The organism is Herbaspirillum sp. YR522 (assembly GCF_000282575.1).
Taxonomy (GTDB): Bacteria; Pseudomonadota; Gammaproteobacteria; order Burkholderiales; family Burkholderiaceae_D; genus Herbaspirillum.
Genome location: NZ_AKJA01000006.1, coordinates 58,501 through 83,889, shown reverse-complemented (window position 1 = coordinate 83,889; position 25,389 = coordinate 58,501). Strand labels below are relative to the sequence as shown.

The window sequence follows — 25,389 nt, the reverse complement described above, 5'->3', positions numbered from 1 at the left end:
GCGATCAGTGCGATCCCATGGCCCAATCGACGGCGGCGTCGAACAGCTTGAGCCCGGAAGCGGACAGATTGGTGAAGGTCTCGTTATCGAGGAAGAACATGACGCGGCGTGCCGGCGCCAGCGATTCGTAGTCCATCGTGGCCCCCTTCTCGTAGCCGAAGATGACGGCCTTATCCGGTTGCCCATATACCGTGGCGATGGTGGCCGCGCCCAGGCCGGGCTTGCCCCAATTCATCCCGGCAGGCTTCTCGTAGACGTTGGCCACGCCCGCCGGTAGCCCGGCTGCCAATGGGTGAGGCGCATTGACGAGCCACACGTAACGTTCTTTTTCGACCTTGCCGAAATCGATATCGACGCGCTTGGCGGTCATCCCGAGGTCATCGAGCAGGTCGCTCTCCCAGGTGAGCATGGGTACGCTCACCTGACGGTAGGCGCCCAGCAGATCGCGCGATCTGACGGTAGACGACAGGATCACCAGGTCGGTATCGCGCGCGGCATCGACTGCGGCGTACTGGCTGTGCAGCGTGACGACATAGCCACGCGCGGCCAGGTGCTGCTGTATCTTCTGGTCGACAGGCAGGCTCTTGCCTTCCATGCGCACGACCAGCAGCACCCTCTTGGAGGCTCCCGACACGACGGCCTGGGACTCGGCGGCAAACACGTTGGCCACCAGCAATAGCGACGCCAGCAGCAGCGTCATGAAGAATTTGAACGGTTTCATGAATCCCTCGAAGCAAGAACAGGGGCCAATGGCGGAAGAAACTGGCCCGATACCTCTATTGCCAAGCGAGATTCAGGAAAGGGAACCGGATTTGCGAAAAAAGATGAAATGCTGGAGAAGCGGCGTTCGTGATGCGCTGGGATGGGCGGCACGCACACGAAAAAAAGCCCCTCGACCCGAGGCAGGAAGGTGAGGGGCTTGAATCCGGCTGGCGCCGGAGGGGGGGAAAGCGGAACTGCGATGAAGGCACCATAAAGCATTCGTCGACTATTGCATGTTCGCTATCGAACACAGGCAAAAAAACGTTTCCGGATGCTCGCCGTCGGCACCGGGCGATCGGCCGGCATGGCGAGCTGCAATCGCCAATGGATCGGCCAGGCCCTCTTCGGCCATCTCAAAAAAAACTGCCCGTCGAACGGGCAGTTCTTCATCGGGCGGAAGATACCCGCGTTGTCGGTCACGCAGCCATCAAGTTACCAGGCGTCCCGGCCTTGCCGTTGGCCGAGCGACGGCGACGGGCAGCGAAGAACCCTACCAACGCCAGGCCGCCCATCATCATGGCAGTAGTCGATGCCTCGGGAACCGCTGCAATATTGACATTGCCGCCGAAACTGCCGCCTCCTGTCCCGCTTACGTTGCCCACTGCGGCCAGGGTGTAATTGCCCAGGCTGAGGTTCGGGGCGATCAGGGTCCATGTCTGCAGGCCTGCGCTCGAGGTCAAGGTACCGGTGGAGGTGACGCCGTTACCGGTCAGGGTAAAGGCGCTCAGGCTCACGCCTGCCAGCGTTCCGAGCGTGATCGAGATGATCGCCCCGGTAAAGCCGAACATTCCCGGGGTGCTGAAAGTGAAGTTCTCCGTAAAGGACTTGCCTGCGTCGGAAAGCCCATAAGTTGCTCCGATGGGCGTGGTGTTGTTGTTGAAGACGAGCGCCGACGTGTTGTTGATATCGGTTGCCGCGTTTGCCGCTGCGCATGAGGCCAGTGCCGATACCAGGACGAGGGAGTTGAGAATGTGCTTTTTCACGGAGGAACCTTTTGAAAGTTGAATTTGATCGCTGAATGGAAATTCACTGGAGGCTTCGGATGCGGCGCGGATTCAAACGGTCACTTCCTGAAAATGCACTTATGCCGAATCGAATGATGCTCGATCGAATCTGCTGTCATGCCGTCATTTCGCGCCCGAATGAAGGTTGCCCCAGTCGTCGCGAAAGTACCGTGCGCTACCCCACACCGATGTGAAGGAATCCGCTCGACCGCGATGCGCGTCGTGCTTTTCCAACATGGCTGCCATGCGCGCAAGCGCACGGACGACGCCGGCATTCGGTGTTAGGGATTGGTTAAGCAGCTTGAGCTCGCCCGTCACGAATGGACCGCGGGTAATCGATGGGCATGCGGCCGGCTTGAGCGCTAGCGCACAGCGCTGCGATGCCTGGCGCAGACAGCGCAACAGCCGGACAGCGGCCGATGCCAGGCCCTAGGCCCGATAACGGCCCGGCTTATGCCAGACGATCAGCATGCCGTTCATGGCCACGGTGCCAAGGATGGACCATAGCAATTTGCCGACAGGCAAGGAGGTCGCCGCCAACGCGAACAAGGCCAGGTCGAACGCCAGCTGGCTGATGCCGGCGTTGATGCGATAGCGCCGCTGGATCCATAGCGCCACCGCACCGGTGCCCCCCATCGATGCATTATGTCGGGCCAGGCACAGGATGCCCATGCCCAGGAAAGTGCCGCCGGCGATGGCGGCAAACCCGGTCCCGATGCTCGATACGTCCAGCCATCGGGCAATGCCGGCGACCACGCTGCCGATGGCAATGCTGACCACGATGCTCTTGGACGCGAAGACCCGCCCCATGACCAGGAAACTGAAAACGATGAACGGGATATTGATCAGCGGCACCAGGGGCGCCGGCGCCCACCCCGTGAGCGACGACGTCAGCAAGGCCATGCCGGCGATGCCGCCGGTGATCAGTCCAGCCTTGGCCAGCAGCGAGATGCCCATCGCCGCGAACAGCACGCCCAGGTAAAGGCCGTACAGGTCGTCCCAGGCATTATGGGGAACCAGTTGGGCGCGCACGGATGATTCGGAAGGATTCGTTGCGGTGCGATGCGACACGCCCGGGTCGCTCAGGGCGGCACGTGACACATCCAGTGGATCGCCCGCGGAAGGGCGCTGACTGCGGAAGTACATGGTTTCCCTTGAAGGTAATCCGGGGAAGAAGCCGCCGGCATGTCAGGTTTGCTTGTGGCTAAGTGACAGTCGAGGCAATTCGATTTGCTGCAAGTATACATTTATTTTTTATTCGATTTCCTGCCGACCAGCCCGGACGTCGCTAAAAAAATATCGACTGTCGTTAATCCGTGCTATCCCGCATGCCAACTTGCCAACAAAGACATATCCAGCTGCATCGCCGCACCGAGGGGCGATGCCCTACCCCAACGATGAGTCCCGATCGCCTGCAGGCGCAAGGAAAAATTGCCATCTGGAAATAATTCAGACCAAGCTGCCCATCGACTCCCGCTTGCCCGGGCATGTTCACGCCAGCAACACCAGCGCTTTACTAAAGTAGTTTCAGCATCGCATCCCATACGAAGCTGGCGTGCTCCAGGCCTTCGCATTGTTCGTACTGGCGTGCCGTCTTCTCGCACACTTCGGGGCTTGGAAAGTGGAGCGCCTGGCCGGTCGCCATGGCCTTGACCTGGATCTGGCAGGCGCGCTCGAGGTACATCAGGTTCAGGAACGCCTCCGCGAGGGTGCGTCCAGCCACCAGCAAGCCGTGATTGCGCAAGATCATCGCCTGGTGAATGCCCAGGTTGGCGACCAGGCGTTGGCGCTCACCGGTATCGAGCGCGATACCTTCATATTCATGGTAGCCAATGCGTCGATAGAACTTCAGCGCGTGCTGGCTGAGGGCAGCAAGCCCTGCTCCATGCAGGCGACCGCGATCCCGTCCGGGGTAGGCGTGTGGATGACGCATTGCAGGTCGTGCCGCGCCATGTGAATCGCCGAGTGGATCACGAAGCCGGCGACGTTGACGCGTCGTGTTCGATCAGGCCCGACCAATTGCCCTTCGGGATCGATCTTCACCAGGTCGCCCGGCGCCATCTGCTGGAACTGCACGCCATAGGCATTGATCAGGAAGTGGTGGTCCTGGCCCGGCACGCGCAACGAGATGTGCGTATCGACCAGGTCGGTCATCCTGAAATGCGCAACCATCCGGTACAGCGCCGCCAGGTCGATCCGGGCCTGCTGTTGCCGATACTGCGGCGGCAGTTCACTCACGACCGGCGCCTTGTGTCATCGCGTAGGCGGCGTCGGCGAATACCTTGGCGCCCAGTCGCAGGTGACGCTCAGCGGTATCTTCGATGGCGTCGTGACTGCGCCCGCCGATACTGGGCACGAACAACATCGCCGACGGCAGGTAGCGCGACATGACCATGGCGTCGTGGATGGCGCCACTGTGCATGCGCATGATCTTGCTGCTGCCTCGTGCGCTGGCGGTGGCCAGCAATTGCGTCAACGCCGGGTCCATCCGTGCCGGCGCCAGGTTGCCGGTCAACGTGCAGGCGATGCGCACGCCTGCGCGGTAATCGTCCTGCCGGACCAGCTGCTCCAGGCAGGCCTGCATCGCATCGAGGTGCTGCACATCGAGGTCACGGATTTCCACCGTCAATTGCGCCTCTTTCGGTACCACGTTGGCAACCCCGGGGAAGAAGCTGATGGCGCCGAAGTTCCACACCGCATCCGGCGCCCGCAGTGCAACGAAACGGTCGCGCAGCGCAACGGCAAAATCGAGCGCGGCCATGCCGGCGTCCCGGCGCAGCGCCATGGGCGTGGTGCCGGCGTGGTCGGCCTGGCCGGCGAAGCTGACGCCGAAGCGCCGCATGCCGGCAATGCCGGTGACGATGCCCAGGTCGAGCTGGCCATCGTCCAGGCGCGGCCCCTGCTCGATGTGGGCCTCGACATACCCCACATGGCGCGCCGGATCCAGCAGCGCGCCGATATCCGGATGCAGCCCGATATCGCGCGCAGCCTCGGGGAACGACACGCCATCGAACTTCAGCGCCGCCAGATCGTGCGCGCCCAGCTCGCCGCAGAACCATTTGCTTCCCAGGCAACTCAGGTAACGCCCCTCTTCGTCGGCGAAGGCCACCACGTCGATGCCGACCTCGGCATCCGGATACTGCTGGCCCATCGCGCGTGCCGCCTCGATGCCGTAGATGACGCCGAGCGCGCCATCGAGCCAGCCGCCGGTGGGCACGCTGTCGCAGTGCGAACCGAGCAGCAGGGCCCGCGCCGCGCGCGATCTGCCGAACACGTTGCCGACCGCGTCGATGGTAACGGCCAGCCCTGCGTCGCTCATCTCGGCGGCCAGCCATTGCCTGGCCTGCATGTCCGGGCGCGACAGCGCAGGCCGATTGACGCCCCGGCCCTGCGCGCCGAACCGGGCCAGCGCCTGCAGCGAGGCGAGCACCCGGTCTTGGTCGATCACCAGCATGTCATGCTCCACCGTTCTGGCCGCGCTTGCGCTCGGCAATGCCGGCCATGAAGTAGGTCAGGCAATAGACGATGACCCGGTACATCACCGCCGAGCCGGGTGGAATGCACAGGAAGGACAGGCCGGCGCAGCCCCGCTTGCCGGTCTCGTAGGCGATGCGGATGGCCTCGTAGTCGGTCATGCCCATGGGCTCGGCCAGCTCGCCGAGGATGTCGCCATCGGTAGGACCGGCGCCACCCAGCACATCCATGTCGAAGTGGGCATAGACGGCGTCGGTGCCCCGGTAGGCCTGGTCCAGGTTCCTGATGACGCCTTCGATGCCGAGCTCGGTGCGAATCTTCCACATCGGCATGAAGCAGCAGCCGCCGTTGACGAAGCGGCGCACCGTCGCCGGGTCCTCCAGCATGCCGCGTTCGCCGATTTCCACCAGGTTCTGCATGCCATAGTTCTGGCAATCGCGAAACAGCTTGTCCTTCCAGTTGGTGGAACCGGCAATGCGATCGTTCTTGGTGGCCCAGTCGTAGGGCCAGGCATCCCAGTGCGTATCCAGACTGACCATCCCGATCGGGCCCTTGAAATGCTGGGCCACGGGGCGCCCCACGGCATAGGATGCCACCGGCGAATTCTGGCCGATGACGATCGGGATGGCGCCTGCGTCGAGGGCCTGCCTGACGCGCTCCTCGACCATGTCCTGGGCCGCCAGGATGCGCTCCACCGTGCCCTCGTAGCTGGCTTCGAGCGGGATCGGGATATCGCCGTAGTCGACCACCTTGAGGTGCTCGAAGACATCGATGTCGAGCTCCTGGACGTAGCCGCCGCGATAGCGGATCGATTGCTGGCGCACCCGGGTGGTCGCCGCCAGCCATTCGGCCTTGTCGACACCGCTGTACTTCTTGCCCCAGCCGGCCGCGAAGGGCGCACCGATGATCACCACGTCCGCACCTTGCAGGTCGCTTTCGTCCAGCGCGTAAGGCACCCCCAGGAAGGTCGGCGTATCTTCGCGGATGCGGGGAAAATGGACGGTTCGCCAGTGCTTGCCTGCCAGGGTCTGTTCCCAACTTGGATATGAGGGCATCTTCATCTACCTTTTTCAATTCGGGTACAAGGATTCACGACGTGCTTACTTGGGAAACTCGGTCAGGTTGGGCGTGTCGAGATAGCGGCCGCCCTTGAGATACTTGCCCACCAGCGTATTCATCTGGTTCGACAGGATCAGGTTGCGGATCGAGATGCTGATGACTTCCTGCAATTCGGTGTTGCCCTTCTTGACGGTCCAGGCGATGGGCAGGAAGAACACCGGCTTGTCGCCGAAGATGACCTTGGTCGAGGGCTGCTGTTCGACGAAGCGGCCAGCGGTGAACGAGTCTTCGAAGCTGGCATCGACCCGGCCCGCCGCGACTTCCATGAAGCCGGCGGTCAGGTTGCCGCCGGCCAGCGAGGTGACCTTGGCGTTGGGCATGGTCTGGCGCACCCAGTCCTCGGCCGCCGTGCCCTGCACCACCGCGATCTTGATCTCGGGCTTGTTCATGTCGGCCGGCGTCTTGAAACGATTGTCGTTGGCCTTGACCACGGCCACGCTGCCCAGATAGAACAGCGGCGTCGAGAAGTCGACCGCCATCGCCCGCTTGACGGTGGCGAAGGTGGCACCGATGGACATGTCGAATTGCTTGGCCTGCAGGCCGGCCACGAAATTGGCCCAGGTGGTTTCGACAAACACCGGCTTGACGTTCATCTGTGCAGCCAGGCTCTTGGCGATCTCGACATAGAAGCCGGTCAGCTCGCCCGTGGCCGGGTCCTTGTTGGTGCCCGGCGGCGACGGAATGTAGCCGATGCGCAGCTCGCCGCGTTTGGTGATGGCATCGAGTTCGCCGGCGGCATGGGCCGGGGCGCAGAGAGTGGAGCCGAGCACGGCAACGGCCAGGACCAGGGACGCGAATTTTTTGAACATGACAATTCCTTGACGTAGGTGTTGTTATCGAAGAACGCGGGACAGAAACGATTGCGTGCGCGCATTTGTGGGTGAGGTGAAAATCTGTTCGGGCGGCCCCTCTTCCACTACATAGCCGCCCTCCATGAACACCACCCTGCCAGCGACTTCCCTGGCAAAGGACATCTCGTGGGTGACGATGACCATCGTCATGCCGTCGCGGGCCAGGTCGCCCATCACGGCCAGCACTTCATTGACCAGTTCCGGGTCCAGCGCCGAAGTCGGCTCGTCGAACAGCATCAGTTGCGGCTTCATCGCCAGCGAGCGCGCAATGGCGGCGCGCTGTTGCTGTCCGCCCGACAGCCGGGTGGGACGTACATCGAGCTTGTCGCCCAGGCCGACACGCTTGAGAATGGCCTCCGCCGTCTGCCGGGCTTCGTCGCGCGACTTCTTCAGTACCTGCACCGGTCCCTCCATGACGTTCTGCAGCAGCGTCATGTGCGGAAACAGGTTGAAGTTCTGGAACACCATGCCCATGCGGGTACGCATGCGATTGACCTGTGCCTGCGAAGCCAGCTTGCGCCTGGCTCCGTCGGCGCTCGAATACCCGACCAGTTCGCCATTGAAGAACACCTCTCCCTGGTCGTAGGGTTCCAGGAAATTGAGGCACTTGAGCAAGGTGCTCTTGCCGGACCCGCTGGGTCCGATCAGTGCCACCACATCCTTGGTGTTGATCTCGAGGTTGATGTCGTTGAGGACGCGCAGCTTGTCGTAGGACTTGCCGAGGGATTTGACGGACAGCATGCAGGCTCCTTGGAATCAGGCGTTCTTCTTGATCTTCTTCTCGAGCTGGCGCGAGAGGAAGATCCAGGGAAAGGTGATCACGAAAAAGACGATCGCGAGGAAGGTGTAGACCTCCAGCGGACGATAGGTCTGGGCGATGAGGTTGTTCGATTCCTGCAGCAGCTCGTAGACGGCGATGGTGGAGCCCAGCGTGGAGAGCTTCATCAGGTTCGCGAACTCGTTGATGAACGGCGGGATCATGCGCTGGATCGCCTGGGGCAGGATGATCCGGCGCAGCGACATCAGGTGCGGCATGCCGATGGAACGCGCGGCCATCATCTGCCCCTTGTCGACGCCTTCGACGCCGGCCCGCACGATCTCGGCGATATAGGCGCCGCTGTGGACGCCCAGCGTCAGGATGATGGCCGTCTTGGCGCCCAGCTGCACATCGAACAGCACCGGAAAACAGTAATAGACCCAGACGATCTGGACCAGTGCCGGCGTCGAGCGGATCGCTTCCACATAGATGGTGGCGATCCAGCGCAGCACCCCGGTATCGGACTGGCGCGCGATGCCTACCGGAAGCCCGATGACCAGGCCGATGACGGTGGCGGTGAAGGTGATCTGCAGGGTCACCAGCGCGCCGTTGACGAAGACCGGCCAATATTGAGATAGCAAATGAAACTGCCAGTTGTATTCCACCGTGTGCTCCTGGACGATTGCGGTTAAAACGTTGCGGGCGTGTTGACCCAATAGATGCGGGCGACGTCGGCGCCGATGTTCTCGTAGCCGTGCGGCATCTGGCTGGGAAAGTGAAAGCCGTCACCGACCGTCAGCACATAGGTCTCGCCACCGATGGTGAGCTTCACGGTGCCCTCCAGCACATAGCCGACCTCCTCGCCCACGTGCTCGATGAGGCCATCGCTCTTGGCCCCGACCGGGATGATGTGGATATGCGCCTGCAGCAGCGAGCCCGGCGCCGCATGGTCCATGCGTTCCAGGCTGATGTCGGCATGGTTGCGGCCGAAGGTCGGCCGGCTGCCCCGCAACAGCACCGGCGAGCTGTTGGGCGCGGTCTTGCCCAGCAATTCCGAGACGTTGCTTGCGTACAGGTGCGCCAGGCGGTGCAACAGCGCCAGCGAGGGGGCCGATACGCCACGCTCCACTTTCGACAGCTGGCCCTCGGAACACCCGGCGGTATCGGCGCATTCCTTGAGGGTGAGGTTCCTCAGGCGCCTGGCGTGGCGCAGCCGGGCGCCCAGCTGCAGGGCATCGGCCTCGAATTCGGCATTCAGTTGATTTTCCTTTTCCATCGACATCGCGGCTCGCCTCTCCATGCAAGTCACTTTCCAATACGAAAGCTTCTTTTTGCATAGACAGCAAATTGCATGCCAGTCGATTCGCGGCATTTTCGGTCGCGCCGGCACCTGCAGCGCCAGTAAACGGGGCGCGCCGACCAACTTTGGTGAACCGCCCGCACCTGATGGTGCACCGGTGATCCGGCATCAAGGCCCGAAAATGGCCGCGCATGGCCTGATCGCGTGCGCACCGGCATACGCCCGGCCTCACACTGTGGCGCTCTATCGAACCCTCATCCGAGCATCCGCCATGCCCCATATCGAAGTGGTCAAGGTCTTCACCTCCGCCGTCGGCGGCGGCAATCCCGCCCCCATCGTCCTCTGCGCCGACGGCTTGCCGGACGACGACATGCTGGCCATCGCCCGCACCCATGGCCATGAAAGCGGCTTCGTGCTGGCGCCCGACGATGCCAGCCGGCATGACCTGCGCCTGCGCTTCTTCGTACCGCGTCATGAGATGAGCATGTGCGGCCATGCCACCATCGGTGCCGTGTGGCTGCTGGCCAGGCGAGGCCTGCTGAAGTCGGACCGCGTGGCCATCCAGACCATGAGCGGCACGGTGCGGGCCATGGTGAGCGGCAATCCGGAAGACGGGATATCGGTCGAGATCTCGCAGCCCGGCGCCACCGTGGTCGAGATGCCACAGCCGCAGTTGCGCGCCGACATCCTCGCTGCGATGGGCTTGCAGCCGGCCGATGCACTTGCGCTGCCGTTCCTGAACGCCAGTACCAGTCGCGTCAAGACACTGGTCCCGCTGCGCAGCCCGGCCGTGCTCGACGCCGCCCGCCCCGATCCGGCGGCCATCGAACGGCTGTGCGAGCGGATCGATTCGACCGGCCTGTATCCGTTTGCCGCCGATCCGGGCCAGGCCCGCAAATTCGACGCCCGCCAGTTCCCGAAGTCTTCCGGCTACCCGGAGGATGCCGCCACCGGCATTGCCGCCGCCGCCCTCGCCTTCGGCCTGCTGCACTACGGCCTGGCGGCGGCCGATGCCGGCCCGCTGCTGATGCACCAGGGGCGCGCCATGGGCTGCCCGTCCGACATCCACGTGCGCTTTGCGCAGGACCATGCCGGTAGCGGCACCCCACCGGGGTGTTATCTGGGCGGTTGCGTCGAGCTCGCCTAGATACTGTTATAGTGGGCAGCGGGCCTGGCCAGGCCCGGTCTTCCAACTGCCATCCCCAGGTTTTCCATGCTCCGAAGCGACCCCGCGTCCCGCGTGACCAAGCGCTCCCAGAAAATGCCCGCCATGCAGAGCGATGTCCTGCATTGCGAACTGAGCAGTGGCAGCGGCTATGTCATGGATTGGCACACCCACGACTGTCACATGCTGCTGGTGCCGCGCCGTGGCAGCCTGCTGCTGTCGACCGAGTGCAGCCAGGCCGACATGCGCCTGTCGAGCCTGTCCTTCTCTGCGGTCGGCCTCGATATCGGGCACGCCACCTCGGCCGCCTGTCGCAAGCAAAGCCATCTCACGCTGTACGTCGAGCCGGATTACCTGCGTCGCTATGGCCCCCGACACGCCGGCACCGATCTGCAGGCGGCCATCGCGCAGGCCGGCCAGTGGGCGCGCAGCGACGTGCTGGACGCCATCCTGCTGCTGTACGACCGCATCGAAGCATCGCCGCGGTCGCCCTCCCGCGAACCCGACCTGCACGCCGGCCGCCAGCACCACCTCAATCACCTGCTGTTCGATGAGTGCATGCGCATCATCGCGCGCGGCGAGCGCCTCGATGCCGGCGACGGCCGCGGCAACAACGCGCTGCTGATCCGCCAGGTGCAGCAGTTCATCGACGAACACCTGGAGCAGCATCACGATCTCGACACGCTGTGCCGGCAATTCCACCTGTCGCGACGGCACCTGACACGGCTGTTTCGCGACATTGCCAGCGAGAGCGTGGTCGATTACACCAACCGGCGCCGCGTGGAACAAGCGCAGCGGCTCATCGGCGAGCGCGGGATGTCGGTGCTGCAGGCAGGGCTGGCCGTGGGCATCGAGTCGCCATCCTACCTGGCGCGCCTGTTCAAGAAGCATCTCGGGCTGCTTCCCAGCGACTGCCGCAAGGTGCATTGAACGCCAAGGCCATGCCCGGCATGGCCCGAATGGTGCAACCCATGGCCTGATCGTGCGAGCGTGGCGAAGCGCTTGCAGACACACTGCCTGCAACCTGGTCGGCAACGATACGGGTTCTCGCCACTCGACCCGTGTCCATCCGCGCCCAGCCCATGACGACCACCTTCCAGACCACGATCGCAGCCCTGGACCGGCCTGCGCCCGCGCCCGACGGCCCGTACGGACAACTACGCTTCGGCGCCCAGCTCTGCAGCAACGGCGTCAGCGTCTATCGCAAGCGCTATGACAGCGCGCGCCGGTTGCACATCACCAGTGCCTGTTCGGGCAGCGGGTACCTGCTGGGCGTATCGATGACCGGAGCGCATCAGCGCCGCATCATCCAGGGCGAGCTGGCAGGCTCGCACCGGTTCTCGCGCGGCGATATCTACCTGCGCGACCTGCAGGATCCTTATGCAGCAGAGGTCGCGACGCCATTCGATTTCACGCTGTTTGAATTCCCGAGGAGTTATTTCGAGGGCCTGGTCCACCAGCATGTCACGCCTGCCGGCGTGGCACTGGCGCCGATTGCCGCGCGCAGCGACCCGGTGCTGCAGCACCTGACCCACGCCCTGTTGCCGTCGCTGGCATGTCCGTCACAGGCCAGTGCGCTGTTCGTCGACCAGCTCCTGGGCACCATGGCGACCTACCTGCTACGGGCCTGCGGCGGCACTGGCCCAGAGCGGGACCGGCCCGGCGTGCTGTCGCGGGTCCATGCCGAACGCGCCAAGGCACTGCTGCTGGCCAGGAACCGCAGCGCAGCCTCGATCGCCGACATCGCCCGTCAATGCAACATGTCGGTCAGCTATTTCATGAAGGCCTTCAAGAAGACCACCGGCCAGACGCCGCACCAGTGGGTGCTGTCGCAGCGACTTGCGCAGGCACGCGAATACCTCAGCAATTCCGCGCTGTCATTGGCCGAGGTCGCCGCCAACTGCGACTTCCACGATCAAAGCCATTTCCACCGGATGTTCGTGCGGGGCATGGGCGTGTCGCCCGGGGCCTGGCGCCGGCAGGCGGCCTAGGGCCGCCGCGATGGCCATGACCGACTCGATACCTGGGGTCAGTCCGGCCCGGCCCCGGGTCGCATCACCTTGTCGGGGGTCATGGGAGTGCTGCGTACACGTTGGCCGGTGGCGTGATAGATCGCATTGCTGATGGCCGCGGCGACCCCGACGATGCCGATCTCGCCGACCCCCTTGGCGCCCATGCGACTGACGATGCGATCGTCTTCTTCCACGAAGATCACGTCGATATCGTGGATGTCCGCATTGACCGCCACGTGGTACTCGCTCAGGTTGTGGTTCATGAAGCGACCTAGCCGGTGGTCGCTATGGGTCTCTTCATGCAGCGCCTGGCTGATGCCCCACACCACGCCGCCGGTGATCTGGCTGCGGGCCGTCTTGGCGCTCAGTATCTTGCCGGCGGCAATCGCGCTGACCACGCGGGTGACACGCACCGTGCCGAATTGCTCGTCCACCCTGACCTCGCAGAACACGGCCGAATGCGTGGCGCGCACAAACTTCTTCTGCTTCAACACGTTGGGCAACATCATGTACTTGTGGGCCATGGATTCCTGCTTGCTGGCAGCCAGGATGTCGACCAGTGCGATGCTGGTGTCGGGACTGGCCACCACCTGCATCCTGCCCTGCGCGAAATGCACCTGGTCCAGCTTGATATCGGCGAACGGCGAGTGGGGCATCCTGCGCGCCGCTCTCCACAGGCTCCGCTTGAGCTTGTCGCATACCCCTTCGATGGCCGCGCCGATGGTGGTCACATGCGACGAGCCTCCTTCGATGGGCGCCACCGGCAAGGTCGAGTCGCCCAGCCTGAAGCTGACCTGCTCCATCGGCAAGCCCATGGCGGCCGCCGCGATCATGGTCATGACGGTGTAGGTGCCGGTGCCGATGTCGGTGGCCGCGGAACTGACCACCAGCCTGCCGTCGGCGTGGAACACGGCTTCGGCACGGGCGAACATCTGCATCGCGTCCCAGGTACCGGTGGCCATGCCCCAGCCGACCAGCTCAGTGCCGATGCGGGTCGCACGGGGCTGCGGCGGGCGTTGCGCCCAACCGAACCGGCGTGCGCCCTGCTCATAGCAGGCCCGCAGTTCCTTGGTCGAGAACGGCAGGTCCTTGTTGCCATCGGTATCGGCGTAGTTCTTCAGGCGCAGCGCCAGCGGGTCCATCTTCAATGCATAGGACAATTCATCCATGGCCACTTCGATGGCATGCACCCCGTGCGCCGCGCCGGGGGCGCGCATGTCCATCGGGCTGTATTGGTCCAGCTTGACCAGCTTGTAGTCGAGCCTGATGTTGTCGCACTTGTAGAGTTGTCCGCTCCAGTTGACGACGACCTCGACATAGTCCTCGAAGCGCGAGGTCTCGGCCACGGCGCTGTGCACGATCGACTTCAAGCTGCCGTCATGGTCGGCGCCAAGGCGTACATGCTGTACGGTTTCAGGACGGTGACCGAAGGTGAACATCTGCTGGCGGGTCAGCACCACGCGCACGGAGCGCTTCAGTTTCAGCGTGGCGATCATGGCCATGAACAGCTGGTACTGCGGGCGCAGGCCAGAACCGAAGGCACCGCCGACGAAGACATTCCTGACGGTCACCCGGTCCTTGCCCAATCCGAATACGTGCGAGACGTACCAGCGACTGTTCTGCGAGCTCTGGGTCTTGTCGTAGACGGTCATATGACCATCCGGGCCCAGGATGACGGTGGTGGCATGCATTTCCAGCGGGTTGTGATGCTCGACGCCGCTGGTGTAATGGCCTTCGATCTTCACCGGCGCGGCCTCGTAAGCGGCATCGGCGTCCCCGCGCGGCTTGGGTGGCGGCGAATAGCCTGCCTTGAGCCGGCTGGGCACATGCGCCTGCGCCAGGTTGGCCAATAGCCTGGTGTCGTGCGGCAGCACTTCGATATCGGCCCGCACCAGCGAGGCCGCATAACGGGCCGCCTCGAAGGTCTCGGCCACGACCAGCGCAATGGGCTGGCCGCTGTAGTGGATCTGCTCGTCGTGCAGGGGCTTGAAGGGCGTTCCGCCCGGGGCGGTCATGTCCTTATAGAACACGCCCAGGGAGCGCACATGGGGCCGGTTCTGGTACGTGATGACATCGATCACGCCGGCCACCGCCAGGGCCGCGGCCAGGTCGAAGGACAGGATGCGCCCGCGGGCCACGCTGCTGTTGACCACCACCCCGAAGGTCATGTCGGGCGTGATATGTTCGGCCGCATAACGGGCCTGGCCGGTGACCTTGGCCAGGCCGTCGATGCGCGAGACCGAAGCGCCCAGCGGCACGTGCCCGGTGCCGGCGGGCGCCATCGGCTGGATGTCGTGCAGCGCGTCGTCGATGGCCGCCTGTGCGGCATTGTCAAGGGCGTCGTTCATGTGCGTTCTCCGGTGTCGTCACTGTCTTGCGCGGCCACATCGTTGGTGACGGTGCCCTCGGTAGCCAGCATCAATGCCCGCACCACCGCGCGCTGGGCCATCGGGATCTTGAAACCATTGGTGGGCGCGGTACCGTAAGCGCGCGCGCCTTGCAGCAAGCGGTCGGCGGCCAGCTGGAAGTTCTCGGCCGTGGGCATGAGGCCCACCAGGCATGCTTCCGCGTCGGGTACACGCCAGGGCTTGTGGGCCACGCCGCCCAACGCGATACGCGCCTGGCGCACCGTGCCATCGGCTGCAAAATCGAGCATCGCCGCCACCGAGACCAGCGCAAATGCGTACGAGGCCCGGTCACGCAATTTCAGATAGGCCGAGTGCGCGGCGAACTGGCGCGCGCTGGGCAACTCGATGCCGGTGATCAGCTCATCGGGGCGCAGGTTGGTGTCGACATCGGGACGCTCATCAGGCAGGCGGTGGAAATCTGCCATCGCAATGCTGCGCGTGCCCTGCTGCGACCGCACGTGCACCACCGCCTCCAGCGCGGCCAGCGCCACGCACATGTCCGATGGATGGGTGGCGATGCAATGCTCGCTGGCGCCCAGCACCGCATGGTTGCGGCTCAGGCCATCCCTGGCCGGGCAGCCACTGCCCGGGTTGCGCTTGTTGCATGGCACGCCGACATCGTAGAAGTAATAGCACCGGGTCCGTTGCAGCAGGTTGCCGCCGTTACTGGCCATATTGCGAATCTGCGGCGAGGCGCCGGCAAGGATCGCCGATGTCAGCAGCGGATAGTCGCGCCGCACGCCAGGGTGATAGGCGGTATCCGCATTGCGCGCCAATGCGCCCAATAGCATGCCGCCCTGCGGAGTCGATTCGATAGCGGACAAGGCCAGCGCATTGACATCGACCAGGGCCGACGGGCGGCTGATGTTTTCCTTCATCAGGTCCAGCAGGTTGGTACCGCCGGCGATGAAGCGCGGCAGGACACGGTCGTCGGCAACCGAGTCGGATGTCGCGCCGGCAGTGATCGCGCTCAGTGCCGCATCGGTAGTGGCGGCAGGAATATAGGAGAAGGGGTTCATGCCGGCACCGTCCCGACCACGACCGGTGTTTCCGCATCCGGCAAGCCGGCGGGACCACTGTTGGCATCGGCCCGGGCAGCCGACGGTATCGATGCGCTCGCGGCACCGAAGGCCACCTCCGAGACCGCATCGGCGATCTGCGCATAGGCGCCACAGCGGCAGATGTTGCCACTCATCAGTTCGCGTACATCGTCGCGATTGCTGGCCTGCCCTTCGGCCAGCAGGCCGACCGCCGAGCACAGCTGGCCGGGCGTGCAGTAGCCGCACTGGAAGGCATCGTGGGCGATAAAGGCCTGTTGCAGCGGATGAAGAACCTGTTGCTCGTCCACTTCGCGCGCCAGCCCCTCGACCGTGGTGACGCTGCGCCCATCCTGCATCACCGCCAGGGTCAGGCAGGCGTTGATGCGGCGTCCATCCACCAGCACCGTACAGGCACCGCATTGGCCGTGGTCGCAACCTTTCTTGCTACCGGTCAGGCCGATCTTGTCGCGCAGCAGGTCGAGCAGCGTGGTCCAGCTTTCGACCTGGAGCCTGAATGGACGGCCGTTGATCGTCAGGGTGATGGGATGGGTGGCAACCTGGGTGGACTGCGTACCTGGCGTTGCGGCTAGGTCATGCATGGCGCTGCTCCTGTATGAATGTTCGGTGTAGCCGCGCGCTGCGGGCAGCATGGGCGGTGGTGGTCCTCCTGGAGCGATGATTATTGTTTAATTATCGATTGCCCGCGCTCGGTCGAAGACTGCAAGCGTGCGCGCCTAGCGCTGATTGTGACGTAGGAATGCAGGAAGGGACGGAAGATGGCGGTCACCATCACCCGACCACGTCGAGCGGTTCGAGACGAGACTATTAAAAGGCCGGGGTCAAATCGGCTTCAAAGCAGATTCAAGGCAGATTCAAAGCGGCCAGGTACTGCCGCAATTCGTCCAGTGGCAACGGTTTGGTCAGGTGATGATGGAAGCCGGCGGCAGCAGCCCGTTGCTTGTCGCCGGCAAGACCGTAGCCCGACAGGGCAATCAGGTGCATGGGTGCGGCCTGGTCGTTCCCGCGTAACGCCACTGCCAGCTCGTAGCCGCTCATGTCGGGCAAGCCGATATCGATCAGCGCCACCTGCGGCCGGTGCGCTGCGGCAATGGCAAGCGCATCGCGGCCGTTGGCCGCCGACCAGACCTGCAGGCCCAGTTCTGCCAGCAATGCCTGCGTCATCTCGCGCAGGTCGTCCTGGTCTTCCACCAGCAGCACCTTGACGCCGTCCAGCGCAGCATCGATGGCGTGCCCGGCTGCCTCCGCCGAGGCGCCGCTGGCCAGCACCGGCAGCCGGACCTCGAACACACTGCCGCGGCCGACGCCCTCGGAAAACGCAGCCACCGTCCCGCCATGCAACTCGACCAGTTTCTTGATCAGGCTCAGGCCTATGCCCATGCCGCCCTTGGTACGGGCCAGGGTATTGTCGCCCTGGACGAAGACGTCGAAGACATAGGGCAGCAGTTCCGGCCCCATGCCGACACCCGTGTCCGCCACGCGCAGCAGTGCCATGCCGTGGCCCTGCGTCACCGAGACCTGGATCGAGCCGCCCTCGTCGGTATATTTGACGGCGTTGTCGATGAGGTTGCTGAAGATCTGCTCCATGCGGGTCAGATCGGCGCTCACCATGACCGGCACCGTGCTCAGCGAGAAGGTATGCCTGGAGAGCTTGGCGGTATCGGTCATGTTCTTGATCGAACCACCGATCAGCGCAGCCAGGTCGGTGGGCTGCATGTCGAGCTGGACCTTGCCGTAGATGACCCGGCTCAGGTCGAGCAGGTCGTCCAGCAGCGAGCGCAGATGGGCGCTCTGGCGATGAATGATATCGGTCGGACGTCGCACCGCGGGGTCGTCGCCGACCCTGAGCCTCAACAGCGAAACCGCGCTGGTGATGGCCGACAGCGGATTGCGCAGTTCATGCCCCAGCATGGCGAGGAACTCATCCTTGCGCCGGTTTTCCAGCTCCGCCGCTTGCCGCGCCGTGCGTTCGGAATCGAGCAGTTCGGCGTTTTTAGTTTCGGCAGCCTTCAACTTGGCCGCCGCACTGACGATGGCGTGCTGCAGGTGGTCGATTTCCCGCGTGCCCGATCGCCTCAGCGGTGGCAGCTCTTCGCTCTTGCCCAGCATGTCCGATGCGATGGCCGCCGTCTCGATCGAACTGGCCAGTTGCCGCCCCACGATCCCGGAACCCATCAATGCCGCAAATACCGCCAGCAGCAGCCCTCCCGCGGCCATGTAGCCGGCCTCGCGTACCTGACCGTCGATTTCCTCCACCGGCACGCCCACGGCAACCGCCCAGCCCGACAGGTCGGAATGGGTGATGACGTCATACACCTCGAGTTCTCCGCGCACGACATGCTTGCGGAAACTGTCGACGCCCAGCCGGATCGCCTCGACGGTATCGGGGTTGGCCTTCTTGCCGACGAACTGGTCGGCCCCGATGCTGCGCGCGATGGTCATGCCCTCCTTGTCGAATATCCCCACCACCCAGGTCGACGGAATATCCCTCTCCTTGAAGGCCACGCCGAAATGGTCGGCATAGACGGCTTGCGACAGGACGTAGTTCTTGCCGCTCCTGGTGGTTACGGGCACATCGATGAAGATGATGTGTTTCTTCAGTGCGCGCGACCAGACCATCCCCGAGATGTGCACGCCCTTGGCCGAAATGATGGGCGGCAACTCATCCGGGGAAGGCCGGATCAGCAATGGTGCACCGTACGGTACGCGCGTATTGAGCGCCTGCCGGCCGTCGGGAGCGTACAGGATCACCCAGGCACTGTCGCCGGACGCGGTCGACTTGGCCTGGTCGTAGAACTGCGCGAACTTCTCGTCGAGCAGCAACGGCGAGCGGGACAGCACCAGCACTGCCGACAGCGCCCCCTGCAGTTCGCGGTCGATGATCAGCGCAGTGGCGTTGGCAGTCTCCTGCATGGCCCTGATTGCGTTTTCGCGTGTGCCGTCACTCAACCTTTTTGCGGCAAGTGCCGAAAAGATCAACAGCGGGACAAGGGCAAGCAAGGCCATCAAGGCCAGACGCGAGCGCAGTTTCATGGAAAAACCCTGGATTCGGACATAGCTCGACAGTTTAGCCGGGAACGCCATGGCCAAGCATGCGCCGATGACAGCGCGCGGTATCGCAATGCCCGATGCGCAGGCCGCATCGCCCTGCGGCACCTAATATTCCCATCCCATGGCATGCAGGATGGCTAAACCCCTGACTTTTCACTTTCATTGCCATCTCGGGATTGCCATGCGGAAACCGCAGCAAGCGACCATGCGTATGCACGCGACCGATCTCATTCGTCATCGAGCCGAACAGACAGGTAGGCAAGCAGTGCGATCTTCATTTCCGCTTCAAGGTGCGGTCTGTCCGCCGGCGCTGCCTGTTCACGTGCACCGACCAGGCTCTTGACCATCGCCACCGCGATCGACGCGATATGCATCGCCTGGTCCTTTGCCAGCGCGGGACAGCGCTGCATGAACGCCTGGGCGAAGCGCAGTCGCAGGCCTTCGCGTTGTGCATCGGTGCGCGTAGCCTTCACATCGGACGAGAACAGGACCAGGTAGGCCGGATGCGCCGCGATGAACGCCGTCATCAGATCGACGATGCCATCGGAAAAGGCGCGCAGGTCGAGCGTCTCATGCAGCGCCAGGAACCCGCTCCACAGGCGGTCCATCTCCTGCGCATAGGCCGTGCGCATGGCCGACGCGATGGCGTCCTTGTTAGGAAAGTACTGGTAGAGGGCACCGATCGACATGCCGGCGACGGCGGCAATCTCGGTCATCGTCACCGCCTCGAGTCCCCGCTTGGAGATCAATTTCTCGGTGGTCGCCAGCATTTGACGGATGCGATGCTCGGCACGCTCCTGCTTGGGGACGCGACGCGAGGCTTCGGTTTTATGTGATTGCATCCTCATATTATAGGACTATAATAATGAGGATATCCTCACATTCAAGGAGAGCCATGACTACCCCCGACATCGATGCCAACCACACCGCACTGATCGCCATCGATTTGCAGGCCAGCAACCTGGGTCGGCAACTGGCGCCCCATTCATCGGCGGTGGTGCTGGACAACAGCATCCGGATCGCCAATGCCCTGAGGGACGCCGGCGGCACCGTGATCTGGGTAAGGGTGGACGTCAATGCCCTGCCCGCGCTGCCCGCCGACCAGCCACTGTCGCGTCCGGCCGGTGCGCCGCCACCGCCGCCAGGCGCTTCGGAGCTGGCGCCATCCCTGCTGGAACACGCCGGCGACCTGATCATCACCAAGCGCAACTGGGGCGCTTTCTACGGGACCGAGCTTGACCTCCATCTGCGTCGCCGTGGCATCACCAGCATCATCATGGCCGGGATCGCCACCAACTTCGGCGTGGAATCGACGGCACGCGGCGCCTTCGACAGGGCTTACGAACTGATCTTCGCGCAAGACGCCATGAGCTCCATCAGCGCGGAGATGCATCGGTTTTCGAACGAACGCGTGTTTCCGCATATGGGGAAGGTGCGTACCACACAGGAAATCGTCAGCGCGCTGGGTGGCTAGTCGATGTGTCGATGGGTTGCATGCGGAAGCGGAGCATGGCCGGCTATTCTCCCCGCCTGCGCGCCAGGCCGACTTTGCTCGGCTGGGCGGCATGGAAAGTGGGAAAGTGGTGATATCTACGCCGCCATGCGAGGCCAATCGCTGGCTGAATTCCAGCAGACCTGTAATGCCCAGGGCGAGTTGTTAGCGGTGTTACCGGAATGCGATTGACTGGTGGCGCTGCTGAAATATTCAATAACCTAACAGCGGAATTGAAAGAACAGCTTCAACGCGGCCTTTTCCCCTCAAATCGTCATACTGGTGATGTACGGCCGGAATACACTTTCAAGCTTAATCATGGCTTCAACCATGTTCTGCTGCATGCCCTTCCATTCAGCTCTGTCAGTTCGCCAGCCGCCTTGAAGTTCATACTTCACGCGGCAAGCCCTCTTGCTTTGAAGCTCTTCCCATATCAAGCCTTCACCGAATTTCGCATTGATATCCTCTGCATGGCTCTTGAAGTATTCGAATCTGGCTTTGTTGGTTACTTCATCGTGGTCATCGATATAGAGCTCGACTTGGGCGTCGTCGCCTCTTATGACGTAATTGATATAAACGCCGGCTTTACCTGTCGTTCCCCCAATCCAATGATATTTACCTGGGCGACGAGAAGCATGAAGTTGAGTCTTCGTTTTGGCATAAGCAAGTAACTCTTCCCAAAACTGGTATCGAATATCGTATCTCTCAGCCTTTTGCACTCGTTCGGCCGTTTCTTTGGCACGGATTTGAGTTTGAAACTCTGCGGCTTCTGGGAGCGGAATAATCTGCTGAACATCCAATAGAAGTCTGTCTTGAAGGCGGTATGGCTTGAGCTTGATGCATTGGATATCCAAGCCATGGTCGTTCAACCATAGGACAGCCATTGTGATTTCTTTCGAGAAGTTTGAGGAAGCAAGGATGATTCGAACATCCTTTCCGAATCCTTCTTCGTCAGGGACCTCAAGATGAAGGAAAGCGAGAATGTCGGCTTCTGCCGTATCGATGGACTTACCTTCCGCACTTAGGTAAGTCACATGCGCTTCAATGAGCTGCTTCCAGGTCATTGTCGATAGCATGGCTGCGTAGCGAATGGCTTGCAGTTCCATGTGACCGCCATCGTTCGTCCTCTTGATTTCTACGACAACGAGATTGGCGTCTTTGTCGATGCATAGCAAATCAACGCGACGTAAGCTATCTACCCAATCGCCATATTCCTCTGCGATGACCATTAGGTCAGGCGCTAGTACGGATATATTTTTTTTGAGGTGTCGTTGGAGGTCTTTACGCTCGTAGATGCCTTCAATATCGAAGCTCGTTTCACTGATCGCGGTGAGGGTTTCACGCGTCATTTCAAAAAGTGCCATTACTTTCTCTAAACGTTCTTGTCAACATCATTGAATGTCCGAAACGTCGGACGTCCAAACAGGGTGATATGGGTCGGCCGGTGCCATCTTCACGATCTCGCCTTTGAATCAATCATTGCCAATCCAGCGATCTTTGCTACAGCGGTGAATCGCAACTCATCGGTTCTGTAGGCGCTTTACTGAAAAGACTAGATCGGCGCAAACCAATACTCTGATCGGCTCCTACAGAATAATAAGGTCGATCCAGTGAAATCGCATGCCGGATGCTCGACGATTGTCCGACACGACATCAGCAGCGGAAAATAAGACATTCGTTTGTCACTCAACGAACAATCGATTCAAATTAATGACGTCGTCTTCCGACAAGGTCCCAGCAGCTGCTCTCAACTTCAAGCTTTGTAATAGAACATCGTATTTTGCCTTTACCAGGTCGCGCTGTGCGGTGTAGAGCTGCTGCTGAGCGTTCAGCACGTCTACCATAATACGAGTGCCAAGACGATATCCGACTTGATTGGCTTTAACGGCATTTCGGCTTGAATCAACTGCGGACTGCAAGGCATCTACCTGAGATTTACCACTCGCAATGGCAAAAAAAGCTTGTCTTGCCGCTGCGTTGGCCCCTCTCTGAGCCACGCGAAACTCGGCCCTCGCCCTGTAAAGTTCTGCTACCGCCTGACGCACCCGAGAATTGGTCTCGCCACCAGAGAAGATTGGAATGTTAACCTGAATCCCAATCTGATTCGATCGGGTCCTGGTCTCATAGTCTGTTGGAGTATTGCTACTACCTGACGAAAAATTACGCCCGTAGGAACCGACCAAATCCACCGTCGGCAGATAGCCGGCTTTATTTCGCGCAATTTCTTTTTCAGCGGCATTGATCGCTGCCTGCTGCTGAAGCACTTGAGGCGATGAATCACGCGCAATCCCTGCCCATGCCTCGGCGTCAGCAGGCTCAGGCGTCATGAGAACAGCTTGCGCATTTAGCGAATCGACGGGTTCCTTGAATGCGCCAACAATCTTCTCCAGCTCCTCCTTTTTATTGATTAAGTCATTTTCCGCAGCAATCTTTTGAGATTGTCCGAGGTCATATCGTGCTTTCGATTCGTGAACGTCCGTGATGGTGTTTGTTCCTGCTTGAAATCCCCGCTTCGCCATATTAAGTTGCTGGTCAACTGCGACTACTTGGGCTTGCGCGACAATCAGGCTCTCTCGAGCAGTATCAAAATCAAAATAAGCCTGCGCAATCCGTAAGATCAAGTCCTGCCTGGCTTGTATGAATTTTGCTTCAGCTTGGGCCACCATCGCTTCTGCTTGGCTGTAGCTTGCCCAGTTCTGAGCCCGAAGCAATGGCTGGGTGAGTTGCACCGTCCAATTCCAGGCCCCCACATTGCGGTCACTTGGCACATCCTGATTAAAACTATATTGGCCGTGCGACCGACTTCGGCCACCTGATGCAATCACCGAAGGCAATAAACCCGCCCGTGCTTGAGGAATTCTTTCTTTAGCAGATTCCAACTCAAACTGGGCCGCCTCGAAAGTTGGATCATCACGCTTTGCCCGTTCGTAGAAGTCCAACGGACCGGCAGCGTAGGCAGAATTCCCCAGGATTACAACAATAGCCAGCGGCAACATTACGCACTGGATGCGCAACTGAATACGATGTCCCCAAACCATCATCTTTCTCGCGCGCTCTCGTGGAACGCTTTCTGAACCGGTGAGAGCAGGTACTCCATTACAGTGCGCTGCCCTTGATTTATTTCAGCAATGACCTGCATACCTGAAACAAGCTTTAGAAGCGCCCCTTGGTTTTCCAAGGCCTGCCTATTTAGTTCGATCAGAGCCTTGTAGGTCTGTTGGGCAGCCCCATTTTTGTTTTCGACATTTCCCTGCTTACCAGATTGCGCTTGACTTGCTTCTTGGGAATCGGCACCAAGATGGATAACCTTACCTTCGATCATTCCGTATTTCTGAAACGGATATGCGACTAATTTTATTTTCCCGTTTTGTCCCTCGTGGATGAACCCCACGTCATCATTTTTAATCTGCACTTCAGCGATGAGCGGCTCATTTTCAGGTACCAGGGTAAGCAATATAGTGCCTGGGGTGACCACTGTTCCGACGGTATGCGTAGCCAAGTCTTTTACAAAGCCGGCTTGCGGTGCTTTCAGTTCCAATAGCTCAGCCTTGCGATTCTGCTTGATCAAATCCTGCTCAATTTTGTGTCTTTGGCCTTCGGCCTCTATACGTTCATTGAGTAAGGTACTCCGATAATTCGAGGTAATCTGCTCAATGCGCTTCTGAGATTGGCCAATTGCTGCGTCCAGCCCAGCAACGGTGGATTCTTGAGCTTTAAGGTCTTGAGCACGCTCTAGATATTCACGCTGCTTTTCCTGCACCATCAGTTGACCGGCATACCCATCTTTGCCAAGGTCGACATAGGCATCTGCTTGCTGCTTGAGAATGGGTGCAGTCTGGCGAAGCTTTCCTAGAATTTCCTTGGCAGATGCAAGCTCGTGCTGCGCTTTGCGCAACACCTGTTGCTCCTGTCCTTGGGTATCCAGAAAATTCTGCCGATGCGCAAGGTACTGAGCATTAATATGAAGGAAAAGGTCGTCGTTATCTCCAGATCGGGGGGCCAGCACTGCCCCCGACAGTTCGGCATCAATCCGGCGCAGTTGCAGCGATCTGTTGGCCAACTCCATTCTTAGCTCGGTATCATCAGCATCAGATATCTTTGTATCCATGCGAAGCAAGACCTGCCCTGCCTCGACACGCTGCCCCTCTTTTACTCGAATCTCCGCAACCACCCCGCTATCAGCGGGCTGCACGATCTTGACGAACGTCTGAGGAACGAGTCTCCCCTCTGCGGATGCGATGATGTCTAGCTTTCCAACTATGGCCCAGATTAGCAGGATGACGAACAGGCCGAGGACAGCATAAAGAGTCAGCCGGAGAATGGAACCTGGCGGTTCCCGCTCGATGTCCTCCATTGAACGAAATTCTTCTCTTGCAGCCTCGGCCCGCTGCGTTGCAATTGTATTCATCGAACGCCCAGTCAGTGCTTTTGCGAAGATGACCTGTTGTCTATCTTGGTTTCGCCAACCTCTGTATTGACTGATACAGCAGGCTCAAAAGTACGCACCTCCAGTTTCTTTGTTACCGGATCGGGCCACAAATATCGCAAATACGCCTCGTCCTTGAATTTGATCTGATGCAAATCCGCCAATAACTGATCGCCACTACCAAATGGTGTAACTACATCGATCAGCCAGAGATGCGGGCCGGAATTCCACTCGTGAGGGGCCAGTTTATTGACACCGGCCTCAAGGCGCTGATGAACCTCGTCACTAACCCTTGCCCATGTAAAAAAGGCAAAAGGCATCTTCCCCTTCATAAAGAGACGGCATTGATCCAAAGTCACAGGAGGTATGACCGCCCAATCAAGGTCCGCCAAGAACGTGAACCGCCGTTCTTGAGTTCGCGCATATAACCAAACAATCGGACCGAGTGTTGGCAGCTTGGTAAACGCCGCGTCCAATTCTTCTTGTGCGGCTGTCATTTGTTCTGCTGTA

Annotated in this window: 22 protein-coding genes and 1 pseudogene; 4 read left to right on the top strand and 19 right to left on the bottom strand. The window is 61.1% G+C overall.

What is annotated here, in order from left to right:
• Positions 1–4: 4 nt before the first annotated feature.
• From PMI40_RS00360 to PMI40_RS00315, 10 genes and pseudogenes are all read right to left on the bottom strand, one after another.
• Positions 5–721 carry a hypothetical protein gene (locus tag PMI40_RS00360; protein WP_008110952.1) on the bottom strand — a complete coding sequence of 239 codons (717 nt, stop codon included), beginning with the start codon at positions 719–721 and terminating at the stop codon, positions 5–7.
• A gap of 457 nt (positions 722–1,178) precedes the next feature.
• A complete protein-coding gene (locus PMI40_RS00355) occupies positions 1,179–1,745 on the bottom strand; it encodes an FxDxF family PEP-CTERM protein (protein ID WP_008110951.1) in 567 nt (188 codons plus the stop codon).
• Positions 1,746–2,195: 450 nt separating this feature from the next.
• Positions 2,196–2,912 (bottom strand): YitT family protein, encoded by a 717-nt coding sequence (locus PMI40_RS00350; protein ID WP_008110948.1) that lies wholly within the window; start codon positions 2,910–2,912, stop codon positions 2,196–2,198.
• Positions 2,913–3,282: 370 nt separating this feature from the next.
• Positions 3,283–3,938, bottom strand: a pseudogene (locus PMI40_RS00345) (class II aldolase/adducin family protein).
• Positions 3,939–3,996: 58 nt separating this feature from the next.
• Entirely contained in the window at positions 3,997–5,220 is a 1,224-nt protein-coding gene (locus tag PMI40_RS00340) for a M20 family metallo-hydrolase (protein WP_008110941.1), read from the bottom strand.
• Position 5,221: 1 nt separating this feature from the next.
• The gene (locus PMI40_RS00335) at positions 5,222–6,301 is read right to left on the bottom strand and encodes an arginase family protein (protein ID WP_202949692.1); all 1,080 of its coding nucleotides are present in this window, start codon (positions 6,299–6,301) and stop codon (positions 5,222–5,224) included.
• Between the two features lie 39 nt (positions 6,302–6,340).
• Positions 6,341–7,168, bottom strand: coding sequence for an ABC transporter substrate-binding protein (locus PMI40_RS00330; protein WP_008110936.1), 828 nt, complete (start codon positions 7,166–7,168; stop codon positions 6,341–6,343).
• Between the two features lie 24 nt (positions 7,169–7,192).
• The gene (locus PMI40_RS00325) at positions 7,193–7,951 is read right to left on the bottom strand and encodes an amino acid ABC transporter ATP-binding protein (protein WP_008110934.1); all 759 of its coding nucleotides are present in this window, start codon (positions 7,949–7,951) and stop codon (positions 7,193–7,195) included.
• Between the two features lie 15 nt (positions 7,952–7,966).
• Positions 7,967–8,632 (bottom strand): amino acid ABC transporter permease, encoded by a 666-nt coding sequence (locus PMI40_RS00320; RefSeq protein ID WP_008110932.1) that lies wholly within the window; start codon positions 8,630–8,632, stop codon positions 7,967–7,969.
• 23 nt (positions 8,633–8,655) lie between these two features.
• Positions 8,656–9,267: an XRE family transcriptional regulator gene (locus PMI40_RS00315; protein WP_157221404.1), complete on the bottom strand. Its 612-nt coding sequence runs from the start codon at positions 9,265–9,267 to the stop codon at positions 8,656–8,658.
• A gap of 271 nt (positions 9,268–9,538) precedes the next feature.
• Here PMI40_RS00315 and PMI40_RS00310 point away from each other — a divergent pair, with 271 nt between their 5' ends.
• The 3 genes from PMI40_RS00310 (at position 9,539) to PMI40_RS00300 (ending at position 12,423) form a co-directional block, all read left to right on the top strand.
• Entirely contained in the window at positions 9,539–10,414 is an 876-nt protein-coding gene (locus tag PMI40_RS00310; protein ID WP_008110928.1) for a PhzF family phenazine biosynthesis protein, read from the top strand.
• A gap of 123 nt (positions 10,415–10,537) precedes the next feature.
• Positions 10,538–11,362, top strand: coding sequence for an AraC family transcriptional regulator (locus PMI40_RS00305; protein WP_051001725.1), 825 nt, complete (start codon positions 10,538–10,540; stop codon positions 11,360–11,362).
• A 152-nt stretch (positions 11,363–11,514) separates the two neighbouring features.
• Positions 11,515–12,423 carry an AraC family transcriptional regulator gene (locus tag PMI40_RS00300; protein ID WP_008110926.1) on the top strand — a complete coding sequence of 303 codons (909 nt, stop codon included), beginning with the start codon at positions 11,515–11,517 and terminating at the stop codon, positions 12,421–12,423.
• A gap of 38 nt (positions 12,424–12,461) precedes the next feature.
• On the opposite strand, the gene PMI40_RS00295 is transcribed toward PMI40_RS00300, so the two are convergent.
• From PMI40_RS00295 to PMI40_RS00275, 5 genes are all read right to left on the bottom strand, one after another.
• Positions 12,462–14,792: a xanthine dehydrogenase family protein molybdopterin-binding subunit gene (locus tag PMI40_RS00295; protein ID WP_008110925.1), complete on the bottom strand. Its 2,331-nt coding sequence runs from the start codon at positions 14,790–14,792 to the stop codon at positions 12,462–12,464.
• Entirely contained in the window at positions 14,789–15,871 is a 1,083-nt protein-coding gene (locus PMI40_RS00290) for a xanthine dehydrogenase family protein subunit M (protein ID WP_008110924.1), read from the bottom strand. Before PMI40_RS00290 ends, PMI40_RS00295 begins: the two co-directional genes overlap by 4 nt.
• Positions 15,868–16,491, bottom strand: coding sequence for a (2Fe-2S)-binding protein (locus PMI40_RS00285; RefSeq protein WP_008110923.1), 624 nt, complete (start codon positions 16,489–16,491; stop codon positions 15,868–15,870). The genes PMI40_RS00290 and PMI40_RS00285 overlap by 4 nt, the downstream gene beginning before the upstream one ends.
• Before the next feature lie 262 nt (positions 16,492–16,753).
• Positions 16,754–18,823: a hybrid sensor histidine kinase/response regulator gene (locus tag PMI40_RS22805; RefSeq protein WP_162130374.1), complete on the bottom strand. Its 2,070-nt coding sequence runs from the start codon at positions 18,821–18,823 to the stop codon at positions 16,754–16,756.
• A 365-nt stretch (positions 18,824–19,188) separates the two neighbouring features.
• A complete protein-coding gene (locus PMI40_RS00275; RefSeq protein ID WP_008110920.1) occupies positions 19,189–19,803 on the bottom strand; it encodes a TetR/AcrR family transcriptional regulator in 615 nt (204 codons plus the stop codon).
• Positions 19,804–19,856: 53 nt separating this feature from the next.
• Between PMI40_RS00275 and PMI40_RS00270 the strand changes: the two genes are divergently transcribed.
• On the top strand, positions 19,857–20,435 hold the full coding sequence (locus tag PMI40_RS00270) for an isochorismatase family protein (protein ID WP_008110919.1): 579 nt from the start codon (positions 19,857–19,859) through the stop codon (positions 20,433–20,435).
• A gap of 284 nt (positions 20,436–20,719) precedes the next feature.
• Here the strand turns inward: PMI40_RS00270 and PMI40_RS00265 are convergent, their stop codons facing one another.
• The 4 genes from PMI40_RS00265 to PMI40_RS00250 all read right to left on the bottom strand — a co-directional run bounded on the left by PMI40_RS00265 (position 20,720) and on the right by PMI40_RS00250 (position 25,376).
• Positions 20,720–21,817: a DUF4268 domain-containing protein gene (locus PMI40_RS00265; RefSeq protein WP_008110917.1), complete on the bottom strand. Its 1,098-nt coding sequence runs from the start codon at positions 21,815–21,817 to the stop codon at positions 20,720–20,722.
• Between the two features lie 318 nt (positions 21,818–22,135).
• Positions 22,136–23,449 carry a TolC family outer membrane protein gene (locus PMI40_RS00260; RefSeq protein WP_051001723.1) on the bottom strand — a complete coding sequence of 438 codons (1,314 nt, stop codon included), beginning with the start codon at positions 23,447–23,449 and terminating at the stop codon, positions 22,136–22,138.
• Between the two features lie 41 nt (positions 23,450–23,490).
• On the bottom strand, positions 23,491–24,861 hold the full coding sequence (locus tag PMI40_RS00255; protein WP_008110913.1) for an HlyD family type I secretion periplasmic adaptor subunit: 1,371 nt from the start codon (positions 24,859–24,861) through the stop codon (positions 23,491–23,493).
• A gap of 11 nt (positions 24,862–24,872) precedes the next feature.
• Positions 24,873–25,376 carry a toxin-activating lysine-acyltransferase gene (locus PMI40_RS00250; protein WP_051001722.1) on the bottom strand — a complete coding sequence of 168 codons (504 nt, stop codon included), beginning with the start codon at positions 25,374–25,376 and terminating at the stop codon, positions 24,873–24,875.
• Between the last annotated feature and the right edge of the window lie 13 nt (positions 25,377–25,389).

Bases quoted from the DNA above. Each gene is read 5' to 3' on its own strand.
- PMI40_RS00265 (WP_008110917.1), bottom strand. From the start codon at position 21,817: ATGGCACTTTTTGAAATGACGCGTGAAACCCTCACCGCGATCAGTGAA.
- PMI40_RS00275 (WP_008110920.1), bottom strand. From the start codon at position 19,803: ATGCAATCACATAAAACCGAAGCCTCGCGTCGCGTCCCCAAGCAGGAG.
- PMI40_RS00305 (WP_051001725.1), top strand. From the start codon at position 10,538: ATGCAGAGCGATGTCCTGCATTGCGAACTGAGCAGTGGCAGCGGCTAT.
- PMI40_RS00335 (WP_202949692.1), bottom strand. From the start codon at position 6,301: ATGAAGATGCCCTCATATCCAAGTTGGGAACAGACCCTGGCAGGCAAG.
- PMI40_RS00250 (WP_051001722.1), bottom strand. From the start codon at position 25,376: ATGACAGCCGCACAAGAAGAATTGGACGCGGCGTTTACCAAGCTGCCA.
- PMI40_RS00290 (WP_008110924.1), bottom strand. From the start codon at position 15,871: ATGAACCCCTTCTCCTATATTCCTGCCGCCACTACCGATGCGGCACTG.
- PMI40_RS00300 (WP_008110926.1), top strand. From the start codon at position 11,515: ATGACGACCACCTTCCAGACCACGATCGCAGCCCTGGACCGGCCTGCG.
- PMI40_RS00295 (WP_008110925.1), bottom strand. From the start codon at position 14,792: ATGAACGACGCCCTTGACAATGCCGCACAGGCGGCCATCGACGACGCG.
- PMI40_RS00325 (WP_008110934.1), bottom strand. From the start codon at position 7,951: ATGCTGTCCGTCAAATCCCTCGGCAAGTCCTACGACAAGCTGCGCGTC.
- PMI40_RS00255 (WP_008110913.1), bottom strand. From the start codon at position 24,861: ATGAATACAATTGCAACGCAGCGGGCCGAGGCTGCAAGAGAAGAATTT.
- PMI40_RS00260 (WP_051001723.1), bottom strand. From the start codon at position 23,449: ATGTTGCCGCTGGCTATTGTTGTAATCCTGGGGAATTCTGCCTACGCT.
- PMI40_RS00330 (WP_008110936.1), bottom strand. From the start codon at position 7,168: ATGTTCAAAAAATTCGCGTCCCTGGTCCTGGCCGTTGCCGTGCTCGGC.
- PMI40_RS00340 (WP_008110941.1), bottom strand. From the start codon at position 5,220: ATGCTGGTGATCGACCAAGACCGGGTGCTCGCCTCGCTGCAGGCGCTG.
- PMI40_RS00360 (WP_008110952.1), bottom strand. From the start codon at position 721: ATGAAACCGTTCAAATTCTTCATGACGCTGCTGCTGGCGTCGCTATTG.
- PMI40_RS00270 (WP_008110919.1), top strand. From the start codon at position 19,857: ATGACTACCCCCGACATCGATGCCAACCACACCGCACTGATCGCCATC.
- PMI40_RS00350 (WP_008110948.1), bottom strand. From the start codon at position 2,912: ATGTACTTCCGCAGTCAGCGCCCTTCCGCGGGCGATCCACTGGATGTG.
- PMI40_RS00285 (WP_008110923.1), bottom strand. From the start codon at position 16,491: ATGCATGACCTAGCCGCAACGCCAGGTACGCAGTCCACCCAGGTTGCC.
- PMI40_RS22805 (WP_162130374.1), bottom strand. From the start codon at position 18,823: ATGCAGGAGACTGCCAACGCCACTGCGCTGATCATCGACCGCGAACTG.
- PMI40_RS00315 (WP_157221404.1), bottom strand. From the start codon at position 9,267: ATGGAGAGGCGAGCCGCGATGTCGATGGAAAAGGAAAATCAACTGAAT.
- PMI40_RS00310 (WP_008110928.1), top strand. From the start codon at position 9,539: ATGCCCCATATCGAAGTGGTCAAGGTCTTCACCTCCGCCGTCGGCGGC.